The following is a 20,713-nucleotide window of genomic DNA, read 5'->3' on the forward strand; positions in this document are numbered from 1 at the left end:
CCGGCCGGATGGGCCGAACGAGTGACGTCCCGCCCCGCGGTACGGAGAAACGGGTGACGCCCGGCTCCCCGGGGTGCGGAGAAACGACCGGCGCCCCGCCTCCGCGGGTGCGGAGAACGGGGCGCCGGTGTCAGACGAAGGTCACGCGCCGATGGCGTGCAGACCGCCGTCGACGTGGACGATCTCGCCGGTGGTCTTCGGGAACCAGTCGCTCAGCAGGGCGACGACACCGCGGCCGGCCGGCTCCGGGTCCTTCAGGTCCCACTCCAGCGGGGAGCGGGTGTCCCACACGGACGCCAGCTCCGCGAAGCCCGGGATGGACTTGGCGGCCATGGAGCCGATCGGGCCCGCCGAGACCAGGTTGCAGCGGATGTTCTGCTTGCCGAGGTCGCGCGCCATGTAGCGGCTGGTGGCCTCCAGGGCGGCCTTGGCCGGGCCCATCCAGTCGTACTGCGGCCAGGCGAACGAGGCGTCGAAGGTGAGGCCGACGACCGAGCCGCCGTTCTGCATCAGCGGCAGGCAGGCCATGGTGAGCGACTTCAGGGAGAACGCCGAGACGTGCATGGCGGTGGAGACCGACTCGAACGGCGTGTTCAGGAAGTTGCCGCCGAGCGCGTCCTGCGGGGCGAAGCCGATGGAGTGGACGATGCCGTCGAGGCCGCCCAGCTCCTCGCCGACGACGTCGGCCAGCCGGGCCAGGTGCTCGTCGTTGGTGACGTCCAGCTCGATGACCTTGGCCGGCTTCGGCAGCTTCTTGGCGATGCGCTCGGTCAGCGTGGGCCGCGGGAAGGCGGTCAGGATGATCTCGGCGCCCTGCTCCTGGGCGAGCTTGGCGACGTGGAAGGCGATGGAGGACTCCATCAGCACACCCGTGATCAGGATGCGCTTGCCCTCGAGGATTCCGCTCATGGTGATCAGTGACCCATTCCCAGTCCGCCGTCAACGGGGATGACGGCTCCAGTGATGTACGAGGCGTCGTCGGAGGCCAGGAACCGCACCGTCGCGGCGACCTCCTCGGGCTGCGCGTAACGGCCGAGCGGCACCTGCGACACGATGGTGGCGCGCTGCTCGTCGGTGAGCGCCTTGGTCATGTCGGTGTCGACGAAACCGGGCGCGACGACGTTGAAGGTGATGTTGCGCGAGCCCAGCTCACGGGCGAGGGAGCGCGCGAAGCCGACGAGACCGGCCTTGGAGGCGGCGTAGTTCGCCTGGCCGGGGCCGCCGTACAGCCCGACGACCGACGAGATGAGGACGACGCGGCCCTTCTTGGCGCGCAGCATGCCGCGGTTGGCGCGCTTGACCACGCGGTAGGTGCCCGTGAGGTTGGTGTCGATGACCGAGGTGAAGTCCTCCTCGCTCATGCGCATCAGGAGCTGGTCCTTGGTGATGCCCGCGTTGGCGATCAGGACCTCCACCGGGCCGTGCTTCGCCTCGATCTCCTTGTAGGCCTGCTCCACCTGCTCGGGGTCGGTGATGTCGCACTTGACGGCCAGGAAGCCGGCCGGCGGCTCACCCGAACGGTACGTGATCGCGACCTTGTCGCCGGCGTCGGCGAAAGCGCGGGCGATGGCGAGGCCGATGCCCCGGTTACCTCCGGTGACGAGAACCGAGCGGCTCAACGGATCACCCTTTCGATAGCGGTCTGAAGCGGTCCGACAACCCGCCCGAACACCTGGATGGCAGGCGGCTTCATCGAAAACCTATCGGTAGCGCCCCTTCCGTGGGCAAGCGGGCACCGACAGTGGCGCAGGGCAGTCCCTGTCGGATCCCTACAGAAAGGACCCGCACGGGAGCGAAACGTGTGGTCCGCCGTGCCGCTCCCACGACATGATCGGATCCGACAGGCGACGACAGCAGGGAGACCTCCGTGCCTCATTCCATCGACGAAGCCTTCACGGCGCTTCCGCTAAGGGCCCTCGCGGACGCCGCGCTCGCACGCGCGCGTGCGCTCGGGGCCGCGCATGCGGACTTCCGGTTCGAGCGGGTGCGCAGCGCGTCCTGGCGGCTCAGGGACGCCAAGCCCGCCGGATCGTCGGACGTCACCGACCTCGGGTACGCGGTCCGGGTCGTGCACGGCGGTACCTGGGGCTTCGCGTCCGGGGTGGACCTCACCCTGGACGCGGCCGCCAAGGTCGCCTCGCAGGCGGTGGCGATGGCGAAGCTCTCGGCACAGGTGATCAAGGCCGCCGGTTCGGACGAGCGCGTGGAGCTGGCGGACGAGCCGGTGCACGCCGAGAAGACCTGGATCTCGTCGTACGAGATCGACCCCTTCTCGGTGCCCGACGAGGAGAAGACCGCGCTGCTCACGGAGTGGAGCAGCCGGCTGCTGGCGGCGGACGGCGTGAACCACGTGGACGCCTCGCTGCTCACCGTGCACGAGAACAAGTTCTACGCCGACACCGCGGGCACCGTGACCACCCAGCAGCGGGTGCGGCTGCATCCGGAGCTGACGGCCGTGTCGGTCGACGAGTCGAGCGGCGAGTTCGACTCGATGCGGACCATCGCGCCGCCCGTCGGGCGCGGCTGGGAGTACCTGACCGGGACCGGCTGGGACTGGGACGCCGAGCTGGCGCGGATCCCGGAGCTGCTGGCCGAGAAGATGCGGGCACCGAGCGTGGAGCCGGGCCTGTACGACCTGGTGGTCGACCCGTCCAACCTGTGGCTGACCATCCACGAGTCCATCGGGCACGCCACCGAGCTGGACCGAGCACTCGGCTACGAGGCCGCCTACGCCGGCACCTCCTTCGCCACCTTCGACCAGCTGGGCAAGCTGCGGTACGGCTCCGAACTGATGAACGTCACCGGTGACCGCACCGCCGAGCACGGCCTGGCGACCATCGGGTACGACGACGAGGGCGTCCAGGCGCAGTCCTGGGACCTGGTGAAGGACGGCACGCTCGTCGGCTACCAACTGGACCGCAGGATCGCGAAGCTGACCGGGTTCGACCGGTCCAACGGGTGCGCCTTCGCCGACTCCCCGGGGCATGTTCCGGTGCAGCGCATGGCCAATGTGTCCCTGCGGCCGGATCCCGCCGGACTGTCCACCGAGGACCTGATCGGGGGCGTCGACCGGGGCATCTACGTCGTCGGGGACCGGTCCTGGTCGATCGACATGCAGCGGTACAACTTCCAGTTCACCGGGCAGCGCTTCTTCAAGATCGAGAACGGGCGGATCACCGGGCAGCTCAAGGACGTGGCCTACCAGGCCACGACCACCGACTTCTGGGGGTCGATGGCCGCCGTGGGCGGTCCGCAGACCTATGTCCTGGGCGGCGCCTTCAACTGCGGCAAGGCCCAGCCGGGCCAGGTCGCCGCGGTGTCCCACGGGTGCCCGTCGGCCCTGTTCAGGGCAGTGAACATCCTCAACACGACACAGGAGGCCGGTCGATGAGCGCGCCCAGCAACAAGGCGAACAAGCCGCACGAGGTCGTCGAGCAGGCGCTCGCGCTGTCCCGGGCGGACGGCTGTGTCGTCATCGCCGACGAGCACTCGACCGCCAACCTGCGCTGGGCGGGCAACGCCCTGACCACCAACGGTGTCACCCGCGGTCGTACCCTCACGGTGATCGCGACCGTGGACGGCAAGGAGGGCACGGCCTCCGGTGTCGTGTCGCGGTCGGCGGTGACGGCCGAGGAGCTGGAGCCGCTGGTGCGGGCGGCCGAGGCCGCCGCGCGCGGGGCCGGGCCGGCCGAGGACGCCCAGCCGCTGGTCAGCGGCGTTCCGGAGGCGCCGGACTTCACGGACGCGCCCGCCGAGACCTCCTCCGCCGTGTTCGCGGACTTCGCTCCGGCGCTCGGCGAGGCCTTCGCACGCGCGCGTGCCGGCGGCCGTGAGCTGTACGGCTTCGCCAATCACGAGATGATGTCGACGTACGTGGGCACGTCCACCGGGCTGCGCCTTCGGCACGACCAGCCCACCGGCACTCTGGAGCTGAACGCCAAGTCCCCGGACCGTACGCGCTCGGCGTGGGCGGGCCGCTCCACGCGGGACTTCAAGGACGTCGACCCGGGCGCCCTGGACGCCGAACTGGCCATGCGCCTCGGCTGGGCCGAGCGGCGCGTGGAACTGCCCGCGGGCCGCTACGAGACGCTGCTGCCGCCGACCGCGGTCGCCGACCTGATGATCTACCAGCTGTGGTCGGCCTCGGGGCGGGACGCGGCCGAGGGCCGGACGGTGTTCTCCAAGCCGGGCGGCGGCACCCGGGTCGGCGACAAGCTGGCCGAGCTGCCGCTGACCCTGCGCAGCGACCCGAACGAGCCGGGCCTCGAGTGCGCGCCCTTCGTGGTCGCCCACTCCTCCGGCGGCGACCAGTCCGTGTTCGACAACGGGCTGCCGGCGCACGCCACCGAGTGGATGAGCGAAGGCGTGCTGAAGCACCTGACCACCACCCGGCACAGCGCGGGTCTGACCGGTCTGCCCGTCGCCCCGGCGCTCGGGAACCTGATCCTGGACGGCGGGCAGGACCGCTCGCTGGAGGAGATGGTCGCGGCGACCGAGCGCGGGCTGCTGCTGACCTGCCTGTGGTACATCCGCGAGGTCGACCCGGCGACGCTGCTGCTCACGGGCCTGACCCGGGACGGCGTGTACCTCGTGGAGAACGGCGAGGTGACCGGCCAGGTGAACAACTTCCGGTTCAACGAGTCGCCGGTGGACCTGCTGGGGCGGGCCGCGGAGGCGGGGCGGACCGAGAAGACGCTGCCGCGGGAGTGGAGCGACTGGTTCACCCGGGCCGCGATGCCCGCGCTGCGGATCCCCGATTTCAACATGAGCTCTGTCAGTCAGGGCGTATAACCTCGTAGTCGGTCGTCACCCGACGGCCCCGAGATCACCGAGGAGACACGAGAACCGTGACGGACATCGTCGACGAGCTGAAGTGGCGTGGGCTGTTCGCCCTGTCCACCGACGAGGACGCTTTGCGCAAGGCGCTCGCGGACGGTCCCGTCACGTTCTATTGCGGTTTCGACCCGACGGCGCCGTCGCTGCACGTGGGGCACCTGGTGCAGGTGCTCACCGTGCGCCGGCTCCAGCAGGCCGGGCACCGGCCGCTGGCACTGGTCGGCGGCGCCACGGGCCTGATCGGTGACCCGCGCCCGACCGCGGAGCGCACGCTGAACGACCCGGAGACGGTGGCCGGCTGGGTCGGCAGGCTGCGCGCGCAGATCGAGCCGTTCCTGTCCTTCGAGGGCGACAACGCCGCGGTCATGGTGAACAACCTCGACTGGACCGCGGGCCTGTCCGCGATCGAGTTCCTGCGGGACATCGGCAAGCACTTCCGCGTCAACAAGATGCTGACCAAGGACTCCGTGGCCCGCCGCCTGGAGTCCGACCAGGGCATCAGCTACACGGAGTTCAGCTACCAGATCCTGCAGGGCATGGACTTCCTGCAGCTCTACCGGCGCCACGGCTGCACGCTCCAGCAGGGCGGCAGCGACCAGTGGGGCAACCTCACGGCCGGCCTCGACCTGATCCACCGGCTGGAGCCGGACGCCGAGGCGCACGCCCTGGCGACCCCGCTGATGACCAAGGCGGACGGCACCAAGTTCGGCAAGACCGAGGGCGGCGCCGTCTGGCTCGACCCGGAGATGACGACGCCGTACGCGTTCTACCAGTTCTGGCTGAACGTGGACGACCGTGACATCTCGAAGTACATGCGGATCCTGTCCTTCAAGTCCCGCGAGGAGCTGGAGGAGCTGGAGCGGCAGACCGAGGAGCGTCCGCAGGCCCGTGCCGCGCAGCGCGCGCTGGCCGAGGAGCTGACGACGCTGGTGCACGGCGCGGACCAGACCGCCGCCGTGATCGCCGCGTCCAAGGCGCTGTTCGGCCAGGGTGAGCTGACGGAGCTGGACGAGCGGACGCTGGCCGCGGCGCTGTCCGAGGTGCCGCACGTCCAGGTCGCCGAGCTGGGCCTGGTGGTCGACCTGTTCGCCGCGGTCGGTCTGGTGGCCAGCAAGTCCGCGGGGCGGCGGACCGTGAAGGAGGGCGGGGCCTACGTGAACAACGTGAAGGTCACCGCCGAGGACGCGGTACCCGCGAAGGAGGACCTGCTTCAGGGGCGGTGGCTGGTGCTGCGGCGCGGGAAGAAGAACCTCGCCGCCGTGGAGGTCGTTTCCGCGTAGCGCCGTAGGGGCGTGGGTGACCTGCGGGCTGCGGCCTGTCGCGGTTGCTCACGCTCGTGCGGCGGGGCCGCATGGCCATGCGGCCCCGCCGCCCCTGAGAGGCGTGGGGCGTTCAGGTTCGTTGCTTTCTCTTGCCCAGCGTCGCCACGTAGAGCGAGTCCACGGCGAAGACGATGATGATCGCGGCGATCACCTGGAATGCGTGGCGGCTCCAGTCGATGCCGGGGGTCGCCGCGACGCCGAAGGCGCGGGCGATCGAGTTGCCCGCGATGGCGCCCAGCATGCCGCAGATGGTGGTCAGCCACAGGGGACTGTGCTGCTTGCCAGGAATGACCGCCTTGGCGATGACACCCAGCACGAGTCCCACGATGATCGCCCACAACCAGCCCATGGCTTCCTCCTCTTACGGCTCGACGTGAGCATTACGGTCAGTCTGGGTCCGCCCGCCGTACGGCGCATGTCGGGTTCCCCCGTACGAGCCAGGGCCGAGGGCATTCGCGCAGGCAGGAGGCGACCCGGTCTCGATGGCCGCGGGGGCGCGGCGTACCGTGGAAGGTGTTCCGGGCCGGTTCCCCTCCGGGTCCGGACGACCAAGGTGCGGGCCGGGGAGAGTCCGATGCGGGCGGATGGTGACAGGTGATGCGGAAGCAGCGCGGCGACGTCCAGGTGTTCCGGATCACCGGCGCCCGGACCGGACTGGCCGAGGACGTACGGGGCCGGCAGCGGCGGTATGTCATCTCGATGACGATCCGCACCGCCTCGGTGATCCTCGCGGCCACGCTGTGGAACGTCGAACGGTACGTCGCCATCGTGGCGCTGGTGTTCGGTGCGCTCCTCCCCTATGTCGCCGTGGTGATCGCGAACGCGGGCCGCGAGCGGCCGCCCTCCCTTCCCTCGACGTTCGTCACCGTGCCGACGCCGCCGATGATCGCGCCACCACGAGCGGAGGACGAGGCCGCGCAGAGTGAATCCGTTCCGGAGGATGTGCCGCCGGATCCGGCGGCGGGTGTGCGGGGTGAACGGCCAGGCAGCGCCTGACCACGACGGATACGGAAATGCAGGTCGGGGGCACTGCGTCAAGCTCAAGAAAAGCTCAGATCAATCGTGTAGTTCCAGTGCCGAGCGGTGGCTTACCCGTGACATACTGCGTACGCGCTCCGCATCCCCCGTCGGAGCGACGGACCGACGCCGGGCAGCTCCCCCCGTGGCTGCTCGGCGTCGCCTTGTTTGCGGGGCTCTGCGAGACGGAACCAGTGACGAAGCCGTGAGTGACGAGAACCCCATCTGCTCCGCCAAGGGGTGCCGTGCCGATGCCGTGTGGGTGCTGGCGTGGAACAACCCGAAGATTCATACGCCGGAGCGGCGCAAGACGTGGCTCGCCTGCGAGGAACATCGCGAGCATCTTTCGCAGTTTCTCGGGGTGCGGGGGTTCCTGAAGGACGTTGTGTTGTTGGCTGAGTGGGAGGACCGGGCGGAAGAGGGCGGCTGAGGTCGTCTCCGGGCCGCGAGCGATCACGGGCTGGTGGCGCCCTCGGGCGGAGCCGGATATCGATGCGGCCGCGCGCCCCTTCGAGTGAGCCGCTCAGCCGCCGATCGCGGACATCGGCCGGTCCGGCTGCACGAACGACGGGTCGTCCAGGCCCGCCCCCGCCTTCTTCCCCCACATCGCCAAGCGCCAGATGCGGGCGATCTCCTCGTCGGGGGCTCCGGAGCGCAGGGCCGTTCTCAGGTCCGTCTCCTCCGCGGCGAACAGACAGGTCCGTATCTGACCGTCGGCGGTGAGGCGGGTGCGGTCGCAGGCCGCGCAGAACGGGCGGGTGACCGAGGCGATCACGCCGACCCGCTGCGGGCCGCCGTTCACCAGCCAGCGCTCCGCCGGTGCCGAGCCGCGTTCGTCCGCGCCCTCCGGGGTGAGGTCGAAGCGGGTGCGCAGGGAGGCCAGGATGTCCCCGGCGGTGACCATGCCCTCGCGCTTCCAGCCGTGCTGGGCGTCGAGGGGCATCTGCTCGATGAAGCGCAGTTCGTACTCGTGCTCCAGCGCCCAGGCCAGCAGGTCCGGGGCCTCGTCGTCGTTCATGCCCGGCATCAGGACCGCGTTGACCTTGACCGGGGTGAGGCCGGCCTCGCGGGCGGCGAAGAGGCCCTCGATGACGTCCTTGTGGCGGTCGCGGCGGGTGAGGGTCTTGAAGACGTCCGGGCGCAGGGTGTCCAGGGAGACGTTGACCCGGTCCAGGCCCGCCGCCTTCAGGGCGGACGCGGTGCGCTTGAGGCCGATGCCGTTCGTCGTGAGGGACGTCTGGGGGCGGGGGGCCAGGGACGCGACCCGCTCGACGATGCCGGCCAGGCCGGGGCGCAGCAGAGGCTCGCCGCCGGTGAAGCGGACCTCCTCGATGCCGAGCAGGCGGACCGCGATGTCGATCAGGCGGACGATCTCGTCGTCGGTGAGCAGATCGGGCTTGGCCAGCCACTGCAGCCCCTCTTCGGGCATACAGTACATACAGCGCAGATTGCACCGGTCGGTCAGCGAGACCCTCAGGTCGGTGGCCACGCGGCCGTAGGTGTCGATGAGCACGTGGGCCCCCTCCCTCGATCCGGAGCATTTGTTTTCCGTTACCTGCGAGCCTACGTGAGACCGCTGACAACGACAGCGACCCGATCCGACGAGGTACGCCACGGCCGCGTCGTAGGACCGTACGATCCCGGACGACGCGGCCGTCGTAGGAACGTCAGTGCGCTCCCGTCCCGGTCAGGGACCGCACCTCCAGCTCCGCGTACTTGCCTGCGTCCGGGACCTCCTTGGAGAGCAGGGTGCCCACGGCGCCCAGGAGGAAGCCGACCGGGATCGAGATGATGCCCGGGTTCTCCAGCGGGAACCAGTGGAAGTCGACGTCGGGGAACATCGAGGTCGGCTTGCCGGAGACCACCGGCGAGAACAGCACCAGGCCGACCGCGGTGACCAGGCCGCCGTAGATCGACCACAGGGCGCCCGCGGTGGTGAACCGCTTCCAGAACAGGCTGTAGAGGATGGTCGGCAGGTTGGCGGAGGCGGCGACCGCGAAGGCGAGGGCGACGAGGCCGGCCACGTTCAGGTCTCGGGAGAGGGCGCCGAGGACGATCGAGACGGCACCGATGCCGACGGTCGCGTAGCGGGCCGCGTTGATCTCCTGCTTCTCGGTGGCCTGTCCCTTCTTGATGACGTTGGCGTAGATGTCGTGGGCGAAGGAGGAGGACGAGGCCAGGGTCAGGCCCGCGACGACCGCGAGGATCGTGGCGAAGGCGACCGCGGAGATCGTGGCCAGCAGGATCGCTCCCCAGTCGGAGTCCACACCGCCGAGGTGCAGGGCGAGCAGGGGTGCGGCGGTGTTGCCCGCCTTGTTGGAGGCGATGATCTCGTCCGGTTTGATCAGTGCGGCGGCGCCGAAGCCGAGGGCGAGGGTCATCAGGTAGAACGCGCCGATCAGGCCGATCGCCCAGATCACGGACTTGCGGGCGGCCTTCGCGGTGGGGACCGTGTAGAAGCGGATCAGGATGTGCGGCAGGCCCGCGGTGCCGAGGACCAGGGCGATGCCGAGCGAGATGAAGTCCAGCTTGGTGGTGCCGGTGGCGCCGTACTTCAGGCCGGGCTCCAGGAACGCCGAGCCCTTGCCGCTGTTGTCGGCGGCCTTGCCCAGCAGATCGGAGACGTTGAAGTGGAACTTCAGCAGGACCAGGAAGGTCAGCAGCAGGGCGCCCGCGATCAGCAGCACCGCCTTGACCATCTGGACCCACGTGGTGCCCTTCATGCCGCCGATGGTGACGTAGACGATCATCAGGACGCCGACCAGGGCGACGATGCCGATCTTGCCGCCGTCGCTGGTGATGCCCAGCAGCAACGACACGAGCACGCCCGCACCGGCCATCTGGGCGAGCAGGTAGAAGATCGACACGACGATGGTGGAGGTGCCCGCGGCCGTACGGACGGGCCGCTGGCGCATCCGGTAGGCCAGCACGTCGCCCATCGTGTAGCGGCCGGAGTTGCGCAGCGGCTCGGCGACCAGGAGCAGGGCTACGAGCCAGGCGACCAGGAAGCCGATGGAGTAGAGGAAGCCGTCGTAGCCGAAGAGGGCGATGGCGCCCGCGATGCCGAGGAAGGACGCGGCGGACATGTAGTCGCCGGAGACGGCGAGGCCGTTCTGGAAGCCGGTGAACTGGCGCCCGCCGGCGTAGAAGTCGGCGGCGTCCTTGGTCTGCCGGCCCGCCCAGACGGTGATGACGAGGGTCGCGGCGACGAAGACCGCGAACAGGGTGATGATCAGCGGCCGGTGCTCGCTCGCCTCGCCGGCGGCGAGCAGGGTGTGCTGTGCGGGGCTCATGCTCCGCCCTCCATCCGGGACTTGATGGCCTCGGCCTTGGGGTCGAGCTTGGCGGCGGCGTGCCGTGCGTACCACCAGGCGATGAGGAACGTGGTGAGGAACTGGGCGAGACCCAGGACGAGGGCCACGTTGACGTTGCCGGCCACCTTGGTGCCCATGAAGCCGCCCGCGTAGTTGGAGAGCAGGACGTAGAGCAGGTACCAGGCGATGAACGCGACGGTCAGGGGGAAGGCGAAGGAGCGGTGGGAGCGGCGCAGTTCACCGAACTCCGCGCTCTGCTGCACCTCGGCGAACTCCTCGGTGGAGGGAAGGTGGACTTGGGGTTTCGCGGGGGGCGGTGTCTCGGTGGCCACGGAGTCTCCTCGCATTGCGGGCATGCGCTGTCTGATCTCGCAGGAACGGGGATCACGTTACCGGGTGTCACCGGATGACTCCCCATGGTGATTCCGATGAGGGCACGATCCTGGTGGGCCCTCTGCCCACGGTCACGGCGCCACGCGAGGAGCGGTTCAAGTCCGCCGCGCCCTTCCGGAGATCAGCGCGTGGGGATAGCTTCGCCCCTGCACCACTCGTCATGTACCTGCCCGAGCGCCGCTGTGTCTCGGGGGGTTTCGTATCCGGATGATGTGGAGATCCCATGGTTCATCTGCGCTCCAGACGCCGGCTCGCGCTCGCCGTGCCGGTCGTGCTGTCCCTGACCGCTTCGCTCGGCCTCCTGCCGGCGGCGGTCTCGGCGGCGGCCCCGGCACCGACGGCGGCGCGGGCGGCGGACGGCCCGGCCCTCGCATACGTGGTCAACACCAGGACGGACCACCACACGATCGAGTCGGCGCGGCAGGCGATCACCCACAACGGTGGCACGGTCGTGGCGAGTTACGACCGGATCGGCGTGATCGTGGCCCACTCCGCGAACCCGGACTTCGGCACGCGGATGCGCGCGATACGCGGAGTGCAGTCGGCGGGAGCCACCCGCACCGCGCCCCTGAGCGCCGCGGGCACGACGGACGAGGGTGCGGTTCAGGTGCTGTCCAAGGCGGAGGCCGCGAAGATCGCCGGGGCCGCGGCGCCGGGCGAGGAGCCCCTGGAGGCGGACCAGTGGGACCTGCGGGCGATCGGCGCCGACAAGGCCGCCGACATCGACCCGGGCAGCAGGAGCGTGACCGTCGGTGTCATCGACACCGGCGTCGACGACACCCATCCGGACATCGCACCGAACTTCTCCGCCTCCCAGTCGGCGAACTGCGTGAGCGGCAAGGCGGACACGACCTACGGCGCCTGGCGGCCGGTGGACGCCGACCACTACCACGGCACTCATGTGGCGGGCGAGATAGCCGCGGCCCGCAACGGCATAGGCGTGGCGGGTGTGGCGCCGGGAGTGAAGGTCGCGAGCATCACCGTGGCCCAGCCCGACGCGACCTCGCTGTTCTACCCGGAGAGCGTGGTCTGCGCCTTCGTGTTCGCCGCCGACCACGGCATAGAGATCACCAACAACAGCTACTACGTTGATCCGTGGCTGTACAACTGCATGGACGACCCCGATCAACGTGCCATCGTTGACGCGGTCAACCGTGCGCAGATGTACGCCCAGCGCAAGGGCACGCTCAATGTGGCCTCCGCCGGCAACTCCAACGACGACCTCGACGCGAACGCTCTCACGGACGCGTCCAGCCCCGACGACTCCACCGCCGCGCACCGGACGGTCGACCCGCACGAGTGCTTCGACGTGCCGACCCAGCTGCCCGGTGTGGTCACCGTGAGCGCGGTGGGGGTCAAGGGCGCCAAGTCGTACTACTCCAGCTACGGCCAGGGCGTGGTCGACGTGGCGGGGCCGGGCGGCGACAAGTACCAGATCCCGGACACTCCGTCGAAGAACGGCCGCATCCTGTCCACGCTGCCCAACGACCAGTACGGCTTCCTCCAGGGCACGTCGATGGCCTCCCCGCACGTGGCCGCCGTGGCCGCGCTGCTGAAGTCGGCCCATCCGCACGCCGCCCCCGCCCGGCTGCGGGCCCTTCTGAAGGCCCAGGCGGACAACCCGGGCTGCCCGAGCGCCCCCTACGACGGGGACGGCGACGGGGTCGTGGACGCGACCTGCGTCGGCGGCGCGCGCGTCAACGGCTTCTACGGCTTCGGGATCGTCGACGCGCTGCGCGCGGTCCGTTAGACGCCCCTCGCCCACCGCCCCTCGCTCATAGATTGATTCAATCAATACTGCATAGTGCAGTCATGACTGGAATCAAGTTCGCATGGTCCGCCCTGGGCGGCGATCCCGCCCTCGCGGAACAGGTCACCACCGTGGTGCGGGAGGGCGCGCTTGCGGCGCGCCTTCCCGTGCGGGAGCTGGCCCGCGCGTGCGTCGGCGCGTGCGCGCTGGCCGCCGCCGAGCTGGGCGCGCGGCGCGCGGGGCTCGGCGAGGTACCGGAGGTACTGGTCGACGACGGTGCGGTCGCCGCCGCCTTCCACAGTGAGCGGCTCCTCCAGGTCGACGGACGGACCCCGGTAGCCTTCGCTCCCCTGTCGCGGTTCTGGCGGACGGCCGACGGCTGGGTGCGCACCCACGCCAACTATCCGCACCACCGGGCCCGGTTGCTCGGCGCGCTCGGCCTGCCGGAGACGGTCTCCGTGGAGGAGGTGGCCACAAGGATCGCCGAACGGCCCGCCCTGGAGGTGGAGGCGGCCGTGTACGGCGCCGGCGGCCTCGCCGTGGCCCTGCGCACCCCGAAGGAGTGGGCGGCCCACGAGCAGGCCGCCGAGGTGGCCGCACGGCCGCTCGTCGAGCGCGAGCGCCTGGACTCCGCGCACACGCGCGTGCTCACCCCGCCGGCCCCCGGCGCCTCTCCCCTGCTGCCCGCCGCCGGGCTCCGCGTCCTCGATCTCACCCGGGTCCTCGCGGGCCCGGTCGCCACCCGCACCCTCGCGCTGCTAGGCGCCGACGTGCTGCGCGTGGACGCCCCGCACCTGCCCGAACTCGCCGACCTGCACGCCGACACGGGCTTCGGGAAACGGTCGGCGACCCTGGACCTCGCCACCGACCGAGACACCTTCGAGGAGCTGCTCGCCTCGGCGGACGTCGTGGTCACCGGCTACCGTCCGGGGGCCCTGGACCGGTTCGGGCTCTCCCCCGAGGCGCTGGCCGAGCGGCGGCCCGGTCTGGTCGTGGCGCAGGTGTCGGCCTGGGGCGCCTACGGGCCCTGGGGCGGGCGGCGCGGCTTCGACAGCCTGGTGCAGGTCGCGACCGGGATCGCCGTCACCGAGGGCTCGGCCGAACGGCCCGGCGCGCTGCCGGCGCAGGCCCTGGACCACGGCACCGGCTATCTGCTGGCGGCGGCCGTGCTGCGGGCGGTGACCGAGCAGTCGTACGACGGAGGCGGCCGGCTCGTGCGGCTGGCCCTCGCCCGGTCCGCGCACTGGCTGGCCGACGGAACGGGCACGGACCCGGCCGGGAACGCCGCCCCCTACGAGGGCCCGGACGCCTGGCTGACCGAGACCGACAGCCCCCGCGGGCGGCTGCGGCACGCCAGGCCGGCGGTCTCCTTCGCGGGCGGTCCCGCCGGCTGGACGTGCCCCGCGGTGCCGTGGGGTTCGGACCCGGCCCGCTGGGCATGAGCGGGCGGGCGGCCGGAAACGTACGTATGGGTGGAATGCCGTAGCCCCAGTCGTTTTCCGGGAGTTGCCCGGTTCTGCGGCGGCTGGCGAAGATCACGGGGTGACCTTGTTACGACCGAGTGCCGATGCCGCCGACGCGAACGACCCGGCCCGACGCCCCGGCACCGGCCGGGCCGCCGCGGTCCTGGTCCTCGTGACCCTTGCCGCCCTGATACCCCTGCTCGGGCCGACCGCCGCGCTGCACGGCACCGGGGAGGCCGCCGCTCCCGGCGTGGGGGGCATCGCACTGCTGCGCGGGGTGCTGTTCGCCGCGCTGTGCGTCCCGCCGGGCGAGCTGTTCGTGCTCCGGCTCGCCCGGCGGCTGCCCGGTGCCCCGTCCGAACGGCCGCACAGCTGGGCGGTGTTCTCGAACGTCACCGGGTTCGCGGCCGCACTGCTGCTCGCCTCGGTGGTCGCCACCGGAAATCTCGTCCCGCACAGCCTCGGCCAGATCGACGTCGGCGGCCTGTACGACTCCCGTGACGGCAGGCTGGCCCTGCTGGAGGTCAACGCCTTCCTGGTGGCGGGGCTGTGCGCGCGCTCGCGCCGCCCGGCGGCCCAGGTGTGGCCGCTGGGTGCGGTGGTGGTCGCGGAGGCGCTGCGCGCCCATCCCCCGGCCGAGCAGAGCCCGCTGACCGGTTCCGGTCTGACGCTGGTGCATCTGACCTGCGCGGCGCTGTGGGTGGGCGGCCTGCTGCACGCGCTGCGGACCCTGCGCCGATGGCAGGGCGACCCGGCCGGGGCCGTGCTGCTCGGGCTCTACGCGCGCGTGGCGGCCGTCCTGCTCGCGGTTCTCACCGCGACGGGCGTGTGCAGCGCGCTGCGGCGTATGCCGAAGGCCACGATCCTGGACCAGCTGACGACGACGGCGTACGGACGCACCCTGCTGGCCAAGGTGATCCTGGTCGCCGTCGTCGCCGGGCTCGCCCTGTGGGCGCGGATCCGGCTGCGCCGGGCGGCCGACCCGCTGACCGCGTACACCTCGGCCCGGGCCGAGGTGATCGCCCTGGGCGCCGTGGTCGCGGTCTCGGGTCTGCTCACGGCGCTGCCGCTGCCGATCCGCTGGTCCTGACGGGGTTACCGGTCGTTGGTGACGAGCACCTTGAGTGCCGTGCGCTCGTCCATCGCCTTGTAGCCGTCCGGCACGCCCTCGATGTCGACGGTCATGTCGAACACGGGCGAGGGGTCGATCGTGCCGTCGAGGACGTCGGGCAGCAGGTCGGGGATGTAGGCGCGGACCGGTGCGACGCCGCCGCGCAGGGCGATGTTCCGGTCGAACATGACGCCGAGGTCCAGGCCGGTGCCGCTGCCGTGGGGCACGCCGACGAAACCGATCGCGCCGCCGTCGCGGGTGATGTCGACGGCCGTACGCATGGACTGTTCGGTGCCGACGGCCTCGACGACGGCGTGCGCGCCCTGTCCGCGGGTGAGTTCCCGGACGGCCTCGACGGCCGCGTCCCCGCGCTCGGCGACGACGTCGGTGGCGCCGAAGCGGCGCGCGATGTCGGTGCGGACCTCGTGCCGGCCCAGCGCGATGATCCGCTCGGCGCCGAGCCGCTTGGCGGCCAGCACGGCGCACAGGCCGACCGCGCCGTCGCCGACCACGGCGACCGTGGCACCGGGGCGTGCGCCCGCACCGAGGGCCGCGTGGTGGCCGGTGCCGAGGACGTCGGAGAGGGTCAGCAGGGCGGAGAGCAGGTGGTCGTCGGAGGCCGCCTCCTTGGGCAGCCGGACCAGGGTGCCGTCGGCGAACGGCACGCGCACGGCCTCGCCCTGGCCGCCGTCGTAGCCGACGGAGCCCCAGAAGCCGCCGTGCTCGCAGGACGTCGTCAGGCCCTCGCGGCAGTAGTCGCAGACGCCGTCGGACCACATGAAGGGCGCGACCACCAGGTCACCGCGCCGCACGGTGCTCACCTCGGAGCCGGTCTCCTCGACGACGCCGAGGAACTCGTGCCCGATGCGCTGCCCCGGCTGCCGGGCCGCCTCACCCCGGTACGCCCACAGGTCGCTGCCGCAGATGCACGCGCGCAGCACGCGCAGCACGGCGTCGGTGGGCAGCTGCACCACGGGCTCGGGCACGTTCTCCACTCGCATGTCGTACGGAGCGTGGATGGTGGTGGCGCGCATGGCGAGGATCCTTCTCGTGCGGGGTGTCGTGCGGTGCGCTCAGGGGGTGGTCGAGCGCACTTCACCGTACGCCGTCGCCCTCGCGGGCCGCTCGCCGAGGGTGCGCCGGACCAGCGGGTCCGGCGCGACGCCGCGCTAGACCCCCGCCGCCCCCAGCAGGCTCCCGGCCGCGTAGGTCACCCCCATGGCGAGCGCGCCGCCCACCACGTTCCGCAGCACCGCGCGCTTCGGGTGGGCCGCTCCCAGCCGGGCGCTGCTCCACCCGGTGAGAACGAGCGCGCCCAGCACGGACACCACGGTGACCGGGACCCGCCAGCCGGCCGGGGGCAGGACGATGGCCAGCAGGGGCAGCAGCGCGCCCGCCGTGAAGGCCAGGAAGCTCGCCCAGGCCGCGTGCCAGGGGTTGGTCAGCTCGTCCGGGTCGATACCGAGCTCCACGCGCGCGTGCGCCCTGAGCGCGTCCCGCGCGGTGAGCTGCTCGGCGGCCTCCCGGGCCACGCCCGGGGACAGGCCGCGTCTGCGCAGCAGCTCGGCGAGTTCCTCCAGCTCGGCCTCCGGCTGCTCCCTCAGTTCCCTTTTCTCCACGGCCAGCGCGGCCATCTCCGAGTCGCGCTGGGTGGAGACGGACACGTACTCACCCGCCGCCATGGACATCGACCCGGCGAGCAGCCCGGCCAGGCCGGCGGTGAGCAGGGCGGCCCGGTCCTGGGTCGCGCCGGCCACGCCGACGACGAGTCCCGCGGTGGAGACGATGCCGTCGTTCGCGCCCAGCACGGCCGCGCGCAGCCAGTTCAGCCGGGATCCGAGCGCGCCGCCGTGGGGTTCGTCGTGGATCGGTTCCTCCGTCACACGACGGAGGATCGCACCCCGAGCGGCACCGGACGCGCACCGACGCTCCACCCGCTCCGGAGGGCACCGCACGCGCACCGGCATTCCGCCAGGGAGCCCCGGACGGGCTCCGTCACCACACCCGGACCGACGCCCCCCGCGCGAACACCGGGCTCGTCGCGTCCGCCGGTGGTTCCTTCAGTGGCTCGGCGATCTCCGCCACCGTCGGTCCGACCCGCGCCGCGACGGGGTCCAGGACGTCCAGGTCGAAGCCGTAGACACGGGCCGCGTTGCCTCCGAGCATGGCCGCGACCTCCGCGTGCGGGACGCCGGAGTAGGCGAACCGCAGGCCCTCGCGGGTGTACGGGTAGGTGCCCTCGTCGTGCGGGTAGTCGCTGCCCCACATGATCTTGTCGATGCCGATGCGGTCGCGGAGCGGGACCTCGTGCGGGCGCATGAAGCTCGCGCCGACGTAGCAGTGGTCGCGCCACACCCGGGACGGCGCCTCGCCCATGCCCTCGGCCAGGCCCGCGCCGAACTTGGCCTCGGCGGTGTCGGCCTCGGTGGCCGCCGAGACCAGGCGGCCGTGGTAGTAGTCCAGCATGTCGAGGACGCCGGGGATCCAGCCGGAGCCCTGCTCGGTGAGTACCAGCTTCAGCCCGGGGTGACGGCGGAAGACGCCGCCGAAGACCAGGTGCCACAGCGCGCGGTGGGAGAACCAGGTCGTCTCGACCATGAAGACCGCGCGGGCGGCCGGTTCGTCGCCGAGCGGCGGGGAGGCGGAGCCCGCGTGGTGGTTGACGGGGACGCCGAGCTCCGCGCAGGCGGCCCAGATCGGGTCGTACGCGCGCGAGTACAGCTCGGGCAGGCCGGAGCCCGGCGGGGTGCCGGGCAGCATCAGGCCGCCCTTCAGGCCCGCCCCGGCCGCCCACCTGATCTCCTTCGCGGCCTCCTCGACATCGCCGAGGAGGATCTGGAAGACGCCGGCCCGGCGGCCCGGCGCGGCCGCGCAGAAGTCCGCCAGCCAGCGGTTGTGGGCACGCAGGCCCGCCCACCGCCGTTCGAGGTCCTCGGCGGTCTGCGGCTGCGTCATCAGCGAACTCGACGGGAAGAACGGCGGGATGGTGTTCGGGAAGATCACCTCCGCGACGATCCCGTCCGCCTCCAGCTCCGAAAGGCGCCGCTCGGAGTTCCAGTTCCGGTCGGCCGCGTCGGCGAGCAGGTCCTCGTGCGGGTTGACGTAGGTGGCCGCCCAGACGTCGAAGTCGTCGTGGTACCGCTTCTCCAGGTACGGCTTGTAGTCCAGGAGATCGGCCCCCGCGTGGCAGTCGGCGGAGATCACTGTGTAACGGTCGCTCATCGCGTCACCCCCAGCACCGGGAAGTCGTGGTCGGTCAGCCAGTGCCGGCCCGTCTCGCGCGAGCGCGCCCAGGAGGCCTCCACGGCCGCCTGGTCGGCCGGCTGGCCGAGGTCTGCCGGGGTCGGGCCGATGCGGCGGGCCAGCGGGGCGAGCCTTTCGACGTCGAAGCCGAAGGCCTTTGCCGCCGCCAGGCCGAGCATCCGGCGGGTCTCGCTCACCGGGATGTCGTGGAAGGTGCGGCGCAGCCACGCGCGCGTGTCGGGCCAGGTGCCCTCGGGATGCGGGAAGTCGCTGCCCCACAGGATGTTGTCGACGCCGATCTCGTAGCGCTGGGCCAGCTCGCGCCGCTTGGTGTTGGTGGCGCAGACGAAGACCTGCCGGTCCAGGTACTCGTGCGGCGGCCGCTTCAGCTCCTGGAACGGGGAGAGCTTCTTGCCGCCGTGCGCGCCGAGATAGAGGCGGTCCATGAACCACAGCAGGTTCGGCAGCCACCAGCAGCCCGACTCGGCGACGCCGAACCGCAGACCGGGGTGGCGTTCGAAGACGCCGGACCACAGCAGGAACCACAGCGGCCGGGCGGGCCACCAGGTCACCTCGCTGACGAAGATGCCGAGGTGATCGCCGTACTCGTGGCGCGGCGCCGATCCGGAGTGGGTCAGCACCGGCATCCCGCACTCGGCCGCCGCCGCCCACACGGGGTCGTACCGGCGGTCGTGGTACGGCTCCCTGTCGCCCCACAGGGCCGGGATCATCAGCGCGCCGAGCCCGGACTCCTTGGCGCGGCGGACCTCGGCGACGACCTCGCGGACCTCGCCGGTGATCGGCAACAGGGCCACTCCGCAGTGCCGTTCGGGGTGCTCGGACACGAACTCCGCCAGCCAGCGGTTGTGCGCCTTCGCGCCCGCCATGCCGAGCTCAGGGTCCTGGTCGCCGGACAGACCGAGGCCCACGCCGAAGGGAGCCGCGGTCCGGCTGTCGACGGCGTCGGCGTCCGGGAAGACCACCTCGGCGGCCACACCGTCCCCGTCCAGTTCCTTGAGGCGCTGCGCGGTGTCCCAACCGCCGCGCAGTCCCTCCTCGTTGTCCTGGAACCACTTGTCCGCGAACGCCTCGTTGCGGACGCCGAGCCGTGTCATCTCCTCGCGGCGCCGGTCGCGGCCCGCGAGGAACTCGTCGAAGTCCCGGTGGAAACGGGACTCCAGATAGGGCCGGTACTCCTCGGTGGGCAGCCCGGCATGGCAGTCGGAGGAGATGATCAGGTACGGGTCCTGGTCGGTCATCGCAGTCCCCTCTCAGTCCAGGATGCTGCATCCCCCGGGGGCAACCCCCGGACCCCCGGCCGAGCAAGGCTCCCCTCGGCCGAGGGGTACAGCAGCGATCAGTCAAGGATGAATTGTTCGAGGTACGACGGGTTCGCGCGGTCCAGCATCGAGTGCGCCCGCGCGCGGATCTGGGCGTCGCTGTGCTCGCTCGCCGGCAGCAGCCAGAAGCGGCCGGCGCGGATGCCGTCGACGACCAGGCCGGCGACCTCCTCCACGGGCGTGAAGCGCACCTCCTTGCCGGCCTCGCGCATCGCCGCCTCCCACTGGTCCAGGCTCCGGTACGGCGTCTTGCGGGGGCGCTGCTTGGCGTAGCGGGCGGGCCGGTTGCGGTGGGACTCCCACAGACCGGTGCGCAGCATGTGCGGCCCCGGGAAGAGCACCGAGGCGCCCACGCGCGCGTGCTCCGCCTTCAGATGGGCGTACAGGGACTCGGTCATGGTGACGACGGCCGCCTTGGTGACCGCGTAGACGGAGGCGGTCGGCAGCGGCGCGATGCCTCCGTCTCCGGAGGATGTGTTGACGACATGACCAGGTTGACCCGACTTGATCATCCGTGGCACGAACGCCTGGATGCCGTGGAAGACGCCCCACACATTGACGGCGAAGGCCCACTGCCAGTCGTTCGGTTCGTGGTCCCACATGCGTCCTTCGGCGCCCGAGCCGACCCCGGCGTTGTTGCACAGCACATGCACGGCGCCGTAGGTCTCGTACGCCGACTCGGCCAGTTCCAGGACCTGTTCGCGCACGCCGACGTCGACCACGCGCGCGTGCGCGTCGGCGCCCTCGGCGCGCAGGTCCGCGGCGGCCTTGTCCAGCGCGGCCTCCTCGACATCGGCCAGGACCACCTTCAGCCCCTCGGCGGCGAACCGCCGTGCCATCGCCAGCCCGATCCCGCTCGCCGCCCCGGTGACGACGGCGACCTGTCCCGCCCTCAGCTCCACGGCCGCTCATCTCCCCACGTCG

Annotated in this window: 19 protein-coding genes; 8 read left to right on the forward strand and 11 right to left on the reverse strand. The window is 71.5% G+C overall.

The window, feature by feature from the left end; genetic code table 11:
- Positions 1 to 141: 141 nt before the first annotated feature.
- Both fabI and fabG read right to left on the reverse strand, forming a co-directional pair.
- Positions 142 to 909, reverse strand: a complete 768-nt coding sequence (fabI, locus tag AVL59_RS35840; RefSeq protein WP_067313040.1) for an enoyl-ACP reductase FabI — start codon at positions 907 to 909, stop codon at positions 142 to 144.
- Positions 910 to 914: 5 nt separating this feature from the next.
- Complete coding sequence (fabG, locus tag AVL59_RS35845) at positions 915 to 1,619, reverse strand: 3-oxoacyl-[acyl-carrier-protein] reductase (RefSeq protein WP_067313042.1); 705 nt, start codon at positions 1,617 to 1,619, stop codon at positions 915 to 917.
- Positions 1,620 to 1,867: 248 nt separating this feature from the next.
- Between fabG and AVL59_RS35850 the strand changes: the two genes are divergently transcribed.
- Genes AVL59_RS35850 through tyrS form a run of 3 tightly spaced genes read left to right on the forward strand, consistent with a single transcriptional unit; the run spans position 1,868 to position 6,116 of the window.
- On the forward strand, positions 1,868 to 3,391 hold the full coding sequence (locus tag AVL59_RS35850; protein ID WP_067313045.1) for a TldD/PmbA family protein: 1,524 nt from the start codon (positions 1,868 to 1,870) through the stop codon (positions 3,389 to 3,391).
- The gene (locus tag AVL59_RS35855; protein ID WP_067313047.1) at positions 3,388 to 4,791 is read left to right on the forward strand and encodes a metallopeptidase TldD-related protein; all 1,404 of its coding nucleotides are present in this window, start codon (positions 3,388 to 3,390) and stop codon (positions 4,789 to 4,791) included. The genes AVL59_RS35850 and AVL59_RS35855 overlap by 4 nt, the downstream gene beginning before the upstream one ends.
- 56 nt (positions 4,792 to 4,847) lie before the next feature.
- A complete protein-coding gene (gene tyrS, locus AVL59_RS35860) occupies positions 4,848 to 6,116 on the forward strand; it encodes a tyrosine--tRNA ligase (RefSeq protein ID WP_067313048.1) in 1,269 nt (422 codons plus the stop codon).
- Between the two features lie 112 nt (positions 6,117 to 6,228).
- Here the strand turns inward: tyrS and AVL59_RS35865 are convergent, their stop codons facing one another.
- Positions 6,229 to 6,507, reverse strand: a complete 279-nt coding sequence (locus tag AVL59_RS35865; RefSeq protein ID WP_067313049.1) for a GlsB/YeaQ/YmgE family stress response membrane protein — start codon at positions 6,505 to 6,507, stop codon at positions 6,229 to 6,231.
- Positions 6,508 to 6,755: 248 nt separating this feature from the next.
- On the opposite strand from AVL59_RS35865, the gene AVL59_RS35870 reads away from it, so the two are divergent.
- Both AVL59_RS35870 and AVL59_RS35875 read left to right on the forward strand, forming a co-directional pair.
- Positions 6,756 to 7,154: a DUF3099 domain-containing protein gene (locus AVL59_RS35870; protein ID WP_067313051.1), complete on the forward strand. Its 399-nt coding sequence runs from the start codon at positions 6,756 to 6,758 to the stop codon at positions 7,152 to 7,154.
- A 226-nt stretch (positions 7,155 to 7,380) separates the two neighbouring features.
- The gene (locus AVL59_RS35875) at positions 7,381 to 7,605 is read left to right on the forward strand and encodes a hypothetical protein (RefSeq protein ID WP_067313052.1); all 225 of its coding nucleotides are present in this window, start codon (positions 7,381 to 7,383) and stop codon (positions 7,603 to 7,605) included.
- 93 nt (positions 7,606 to 7,698) lie between these two features.
- Here AVL59_RS35875 and moaA read toward each other — a convergent pair whose 3' ends face one another.
- From moaA to AVL59_RS35890, 3 genes are all read right to left on the reverse strand, one after another.
- The gene (moaA, locus tag AVL59_RS35880; protein WP_067313054.1) at positions 7,699 to 8,688 is read right to left on the reverse strand and encodes a GTP 3',8-cyclase MoaA; all 990 of its coding nucleotides are present in this window, start codon (positions 8,686 to 8,688) and stop codon (positions 7,699 to 7,701) included.
- A gap of 154 nt (positions 8,689 to 8,842) precedes the next feature.
- Positions 8,843 to 10,468: a solute symporter family protein gene (locus AVL59_RS35885; RefSeq protein WP_067313056.1), complete on the reverse strand. Its 1,626-nt coding sequence runs from the start codon at positions 10,466 to 10,468 to the stop codon at positions 8,843 to 8,845.
- Positions 10,465 to 10,821, reverse strand: coding sequence for a DUF485 domain-containing protein (locus AVL59_RS35890; RefSeq protein WP_067313058.1), 357 nt, complete (start codon positions 10,819 to 10,821; stop codon positions 10,465 to 10,467). Before AVL59_RS35890 ends, AVL59_RS35885 begins: the two co-directional genes overlap by 4 nt.
- A 284-nt stretch (positions 10,822 to 11,105) precedes the next feature.
- On the opposite strand from AVL59_RS35890, the gene AVL59_RS35895 reads away from it, so the two are divergent.
- The 3 genes from AVL59_RS35895 to AVL59_RS35905 all read left to right on the forward strand — a co-directional run bounded on the left by AVL59_RS35895 (position 11,106) and on the right by AVL59_RS35905 (position 15,185).
- A complete protein-coding gene (locus tag AVL59_RS35895; protein WP_067313060.1) occupies positions 11,106 to 12,632 on the forward strand; it encodes a S8 family peptidase in 1,527 nt (508 codons plus the stop codon).
- 62 nt (positions 12,633 to 12,694) lie between these two features.
- Positions 12,695 to 14,074, forward strand: coding sequence for a CoA transferase (locus tag AVL59_RS35900; RefSeq protein WP_067313061.1), 1,380 nt, complete (start codon positions 12,695 to 12,697; stop codon positions 14,072 to 14,074).
- A gap of 100 nt (positions 14,075 to 14,174) precedes the next feature.
- On the forward strand, positions 14,175 to 15,185 hold the full coding sequence (locus tag AVL59_RS35905; RefSeq protein WP_067313063.1) for a CopD family protein: 1,011 nt from the start codon (positions 14,175 to 14,177) through the stop codon (positions 15,183 to 15,185).
- 5 nt (positions 15,186 to 15,190) lie between these two features.
- Here the strand turns inward: AVL59_RS35905 and AVL59_RS35910 are convergent, their stop codons facing one another.
- The 5 genes from AVL59_RS35910 to AVL59_RS35930 all read right to left on the reverse strand — a co-directional run bounded on the left by AVL59_RS35910 (position 15,191) and on the right by AVL59_RS35930 (position 20,691).
- Complete coding sequence (locus AVL59_RS35910) at positions 15,191 to 16,240, reverse strand: zinc-dependent alcohol dehydrogenase family protein (RefSeq protein WP_067313065.1); 1,050 nt, start codon at positions 16,238 to 16,240, stop codon at positions 15,191 to 15,193.
- A gap of 135 nt (positions 16,241 to 16,375) precedes the next feature.
- On the reverse strand, positions 16,376 to 17,089 hold the full coding sequence (locus AVL59_RS35915) for a VIT1/CCC1 transporter family protein (RefSeq protein ID WP_067313068.1): 714 nt from the start codon (positions 17,087 to 17,089) through the stop codon (positions 16,376 to 16,378).
- A 112-nt stretch (positions 17,090 to 17,201) separates the two neighbouring features.
- Entirely contained in the window at positions 17,202 to 18,428 is a 1,227-nt protein-coding gene (locus AVL59_RS35920; RefSeq protein ID WP_067313069.1) for an amidohydrolase family protein, read from the reverse strand.
- Positions 18,425 to 19,708 carry an amidohydrolase family protein gene (locus AVL59_RS35925; protein ID WP_067313071.1) on the reverse strand — a complete coding sequence of 428 codons (1,284 nt, stop codon included), beginning with the start codon at positions 19,706 to 19,708 and terminating at the stop codon, positions 18,425 to 18,427. The genes AVL59_RS35920 and AVL59_RS35925 overlap by 4 nt, the downstream gene beginning before the upstream one ends.
- A 98-nt stretch (positions 19,709 to 19,806) precedes the next feature.
- Complete coding sequence (locus AVL59_RS35930) at positions 19,807 to 20,691, reverse strand: SDR family NAD(P)-dependent oxidoreductase (protein WP_067313073.1); 885 nt, start codon at positions 20,689 to 20,691, stop codon at positions 19,807 to 19,809.
- Positions 20,692 to 20,713: the final 22 nt, after the last annotated feature.

It is taken from the genome of Streptomyces griseochromogenes, from assembly GCF_001542625.1.
GTDB lineage: Bacteria > Actinomycetota > Actinomycetes > Streptomycetales > Streptomycetaceae > Streptomyces > Streptomyces griseochromogenes.

Coding starts and splice junctions, on each gene's coding strand:
- AVL59_RS35870 (WP_067313051.1), top strand. CDS start 6,756: ATGCGGAAGCAGCGCGGCGACGTCCAGGTGTTCCGGATCACCGGCGCC.
- AVL59_RS35895 (WP_067313060.1), top strand. CDS start 11,106: ATGGTTCATCTGCGCTCCAGACGCCGGCTCGCGCTCGCCGTGCCGGTC.
- AVL59_RS35855 (WP_067313047.1), top strand. CDS start 3,388: ATGAGCGCGCCCAGCAACAAGGCGAACAAGCCGCACGAGGTCGTCGAG.
- AVL59_RS35910 (WP_067313065.1), bottom strand. CDS start 16,240: ATGCGCGCCACCACCATCCACGCTCCGTACGACATGCGAGTGGAGAAC.
- AVL59_RS35920 (WP_067313069.1), bottom strand. CDS start 18,428: ATGAGCGACCGTTACACAGTGATCTCCGCCGACTGCCACGCGGGGGCC.
- AVL59_RS35865 (WP_067313049.1), bottom strand. CDS start 6,507: ATGGGCTGGTTGTGGGCGATCATCGTGGGACTCGTGCTGGGTGTCATC.
- AVL59_RS35925 (WP_067313071.1), bottom strand. CDS start 19,708: ATGACCGACCAGGACCCGTACCTGATCATCTCCTCCGACTGCCATGCC.
- AVL59_RS35900 (WP_067313061.1), top strand. CDS start 12,695: ATGACTGGAATCAAGTTCGCATGGTCCGCCCTGGGCGGCGATCCCGCC.
- fabI (WP_067313040.1), bottom strand. CDS start 909: ATGAGCGGAATCCTCGAGGGCAAGCGCATCCTGATCACGGGTGTGCTG.
- AVL59_RS35885 (WP_067313056.1), bottom strand. CDS start 10,468: ATGAGCCCCGCACAGCACACCCTGCTCGCCGCCGGCGAGGCGAGCGAG.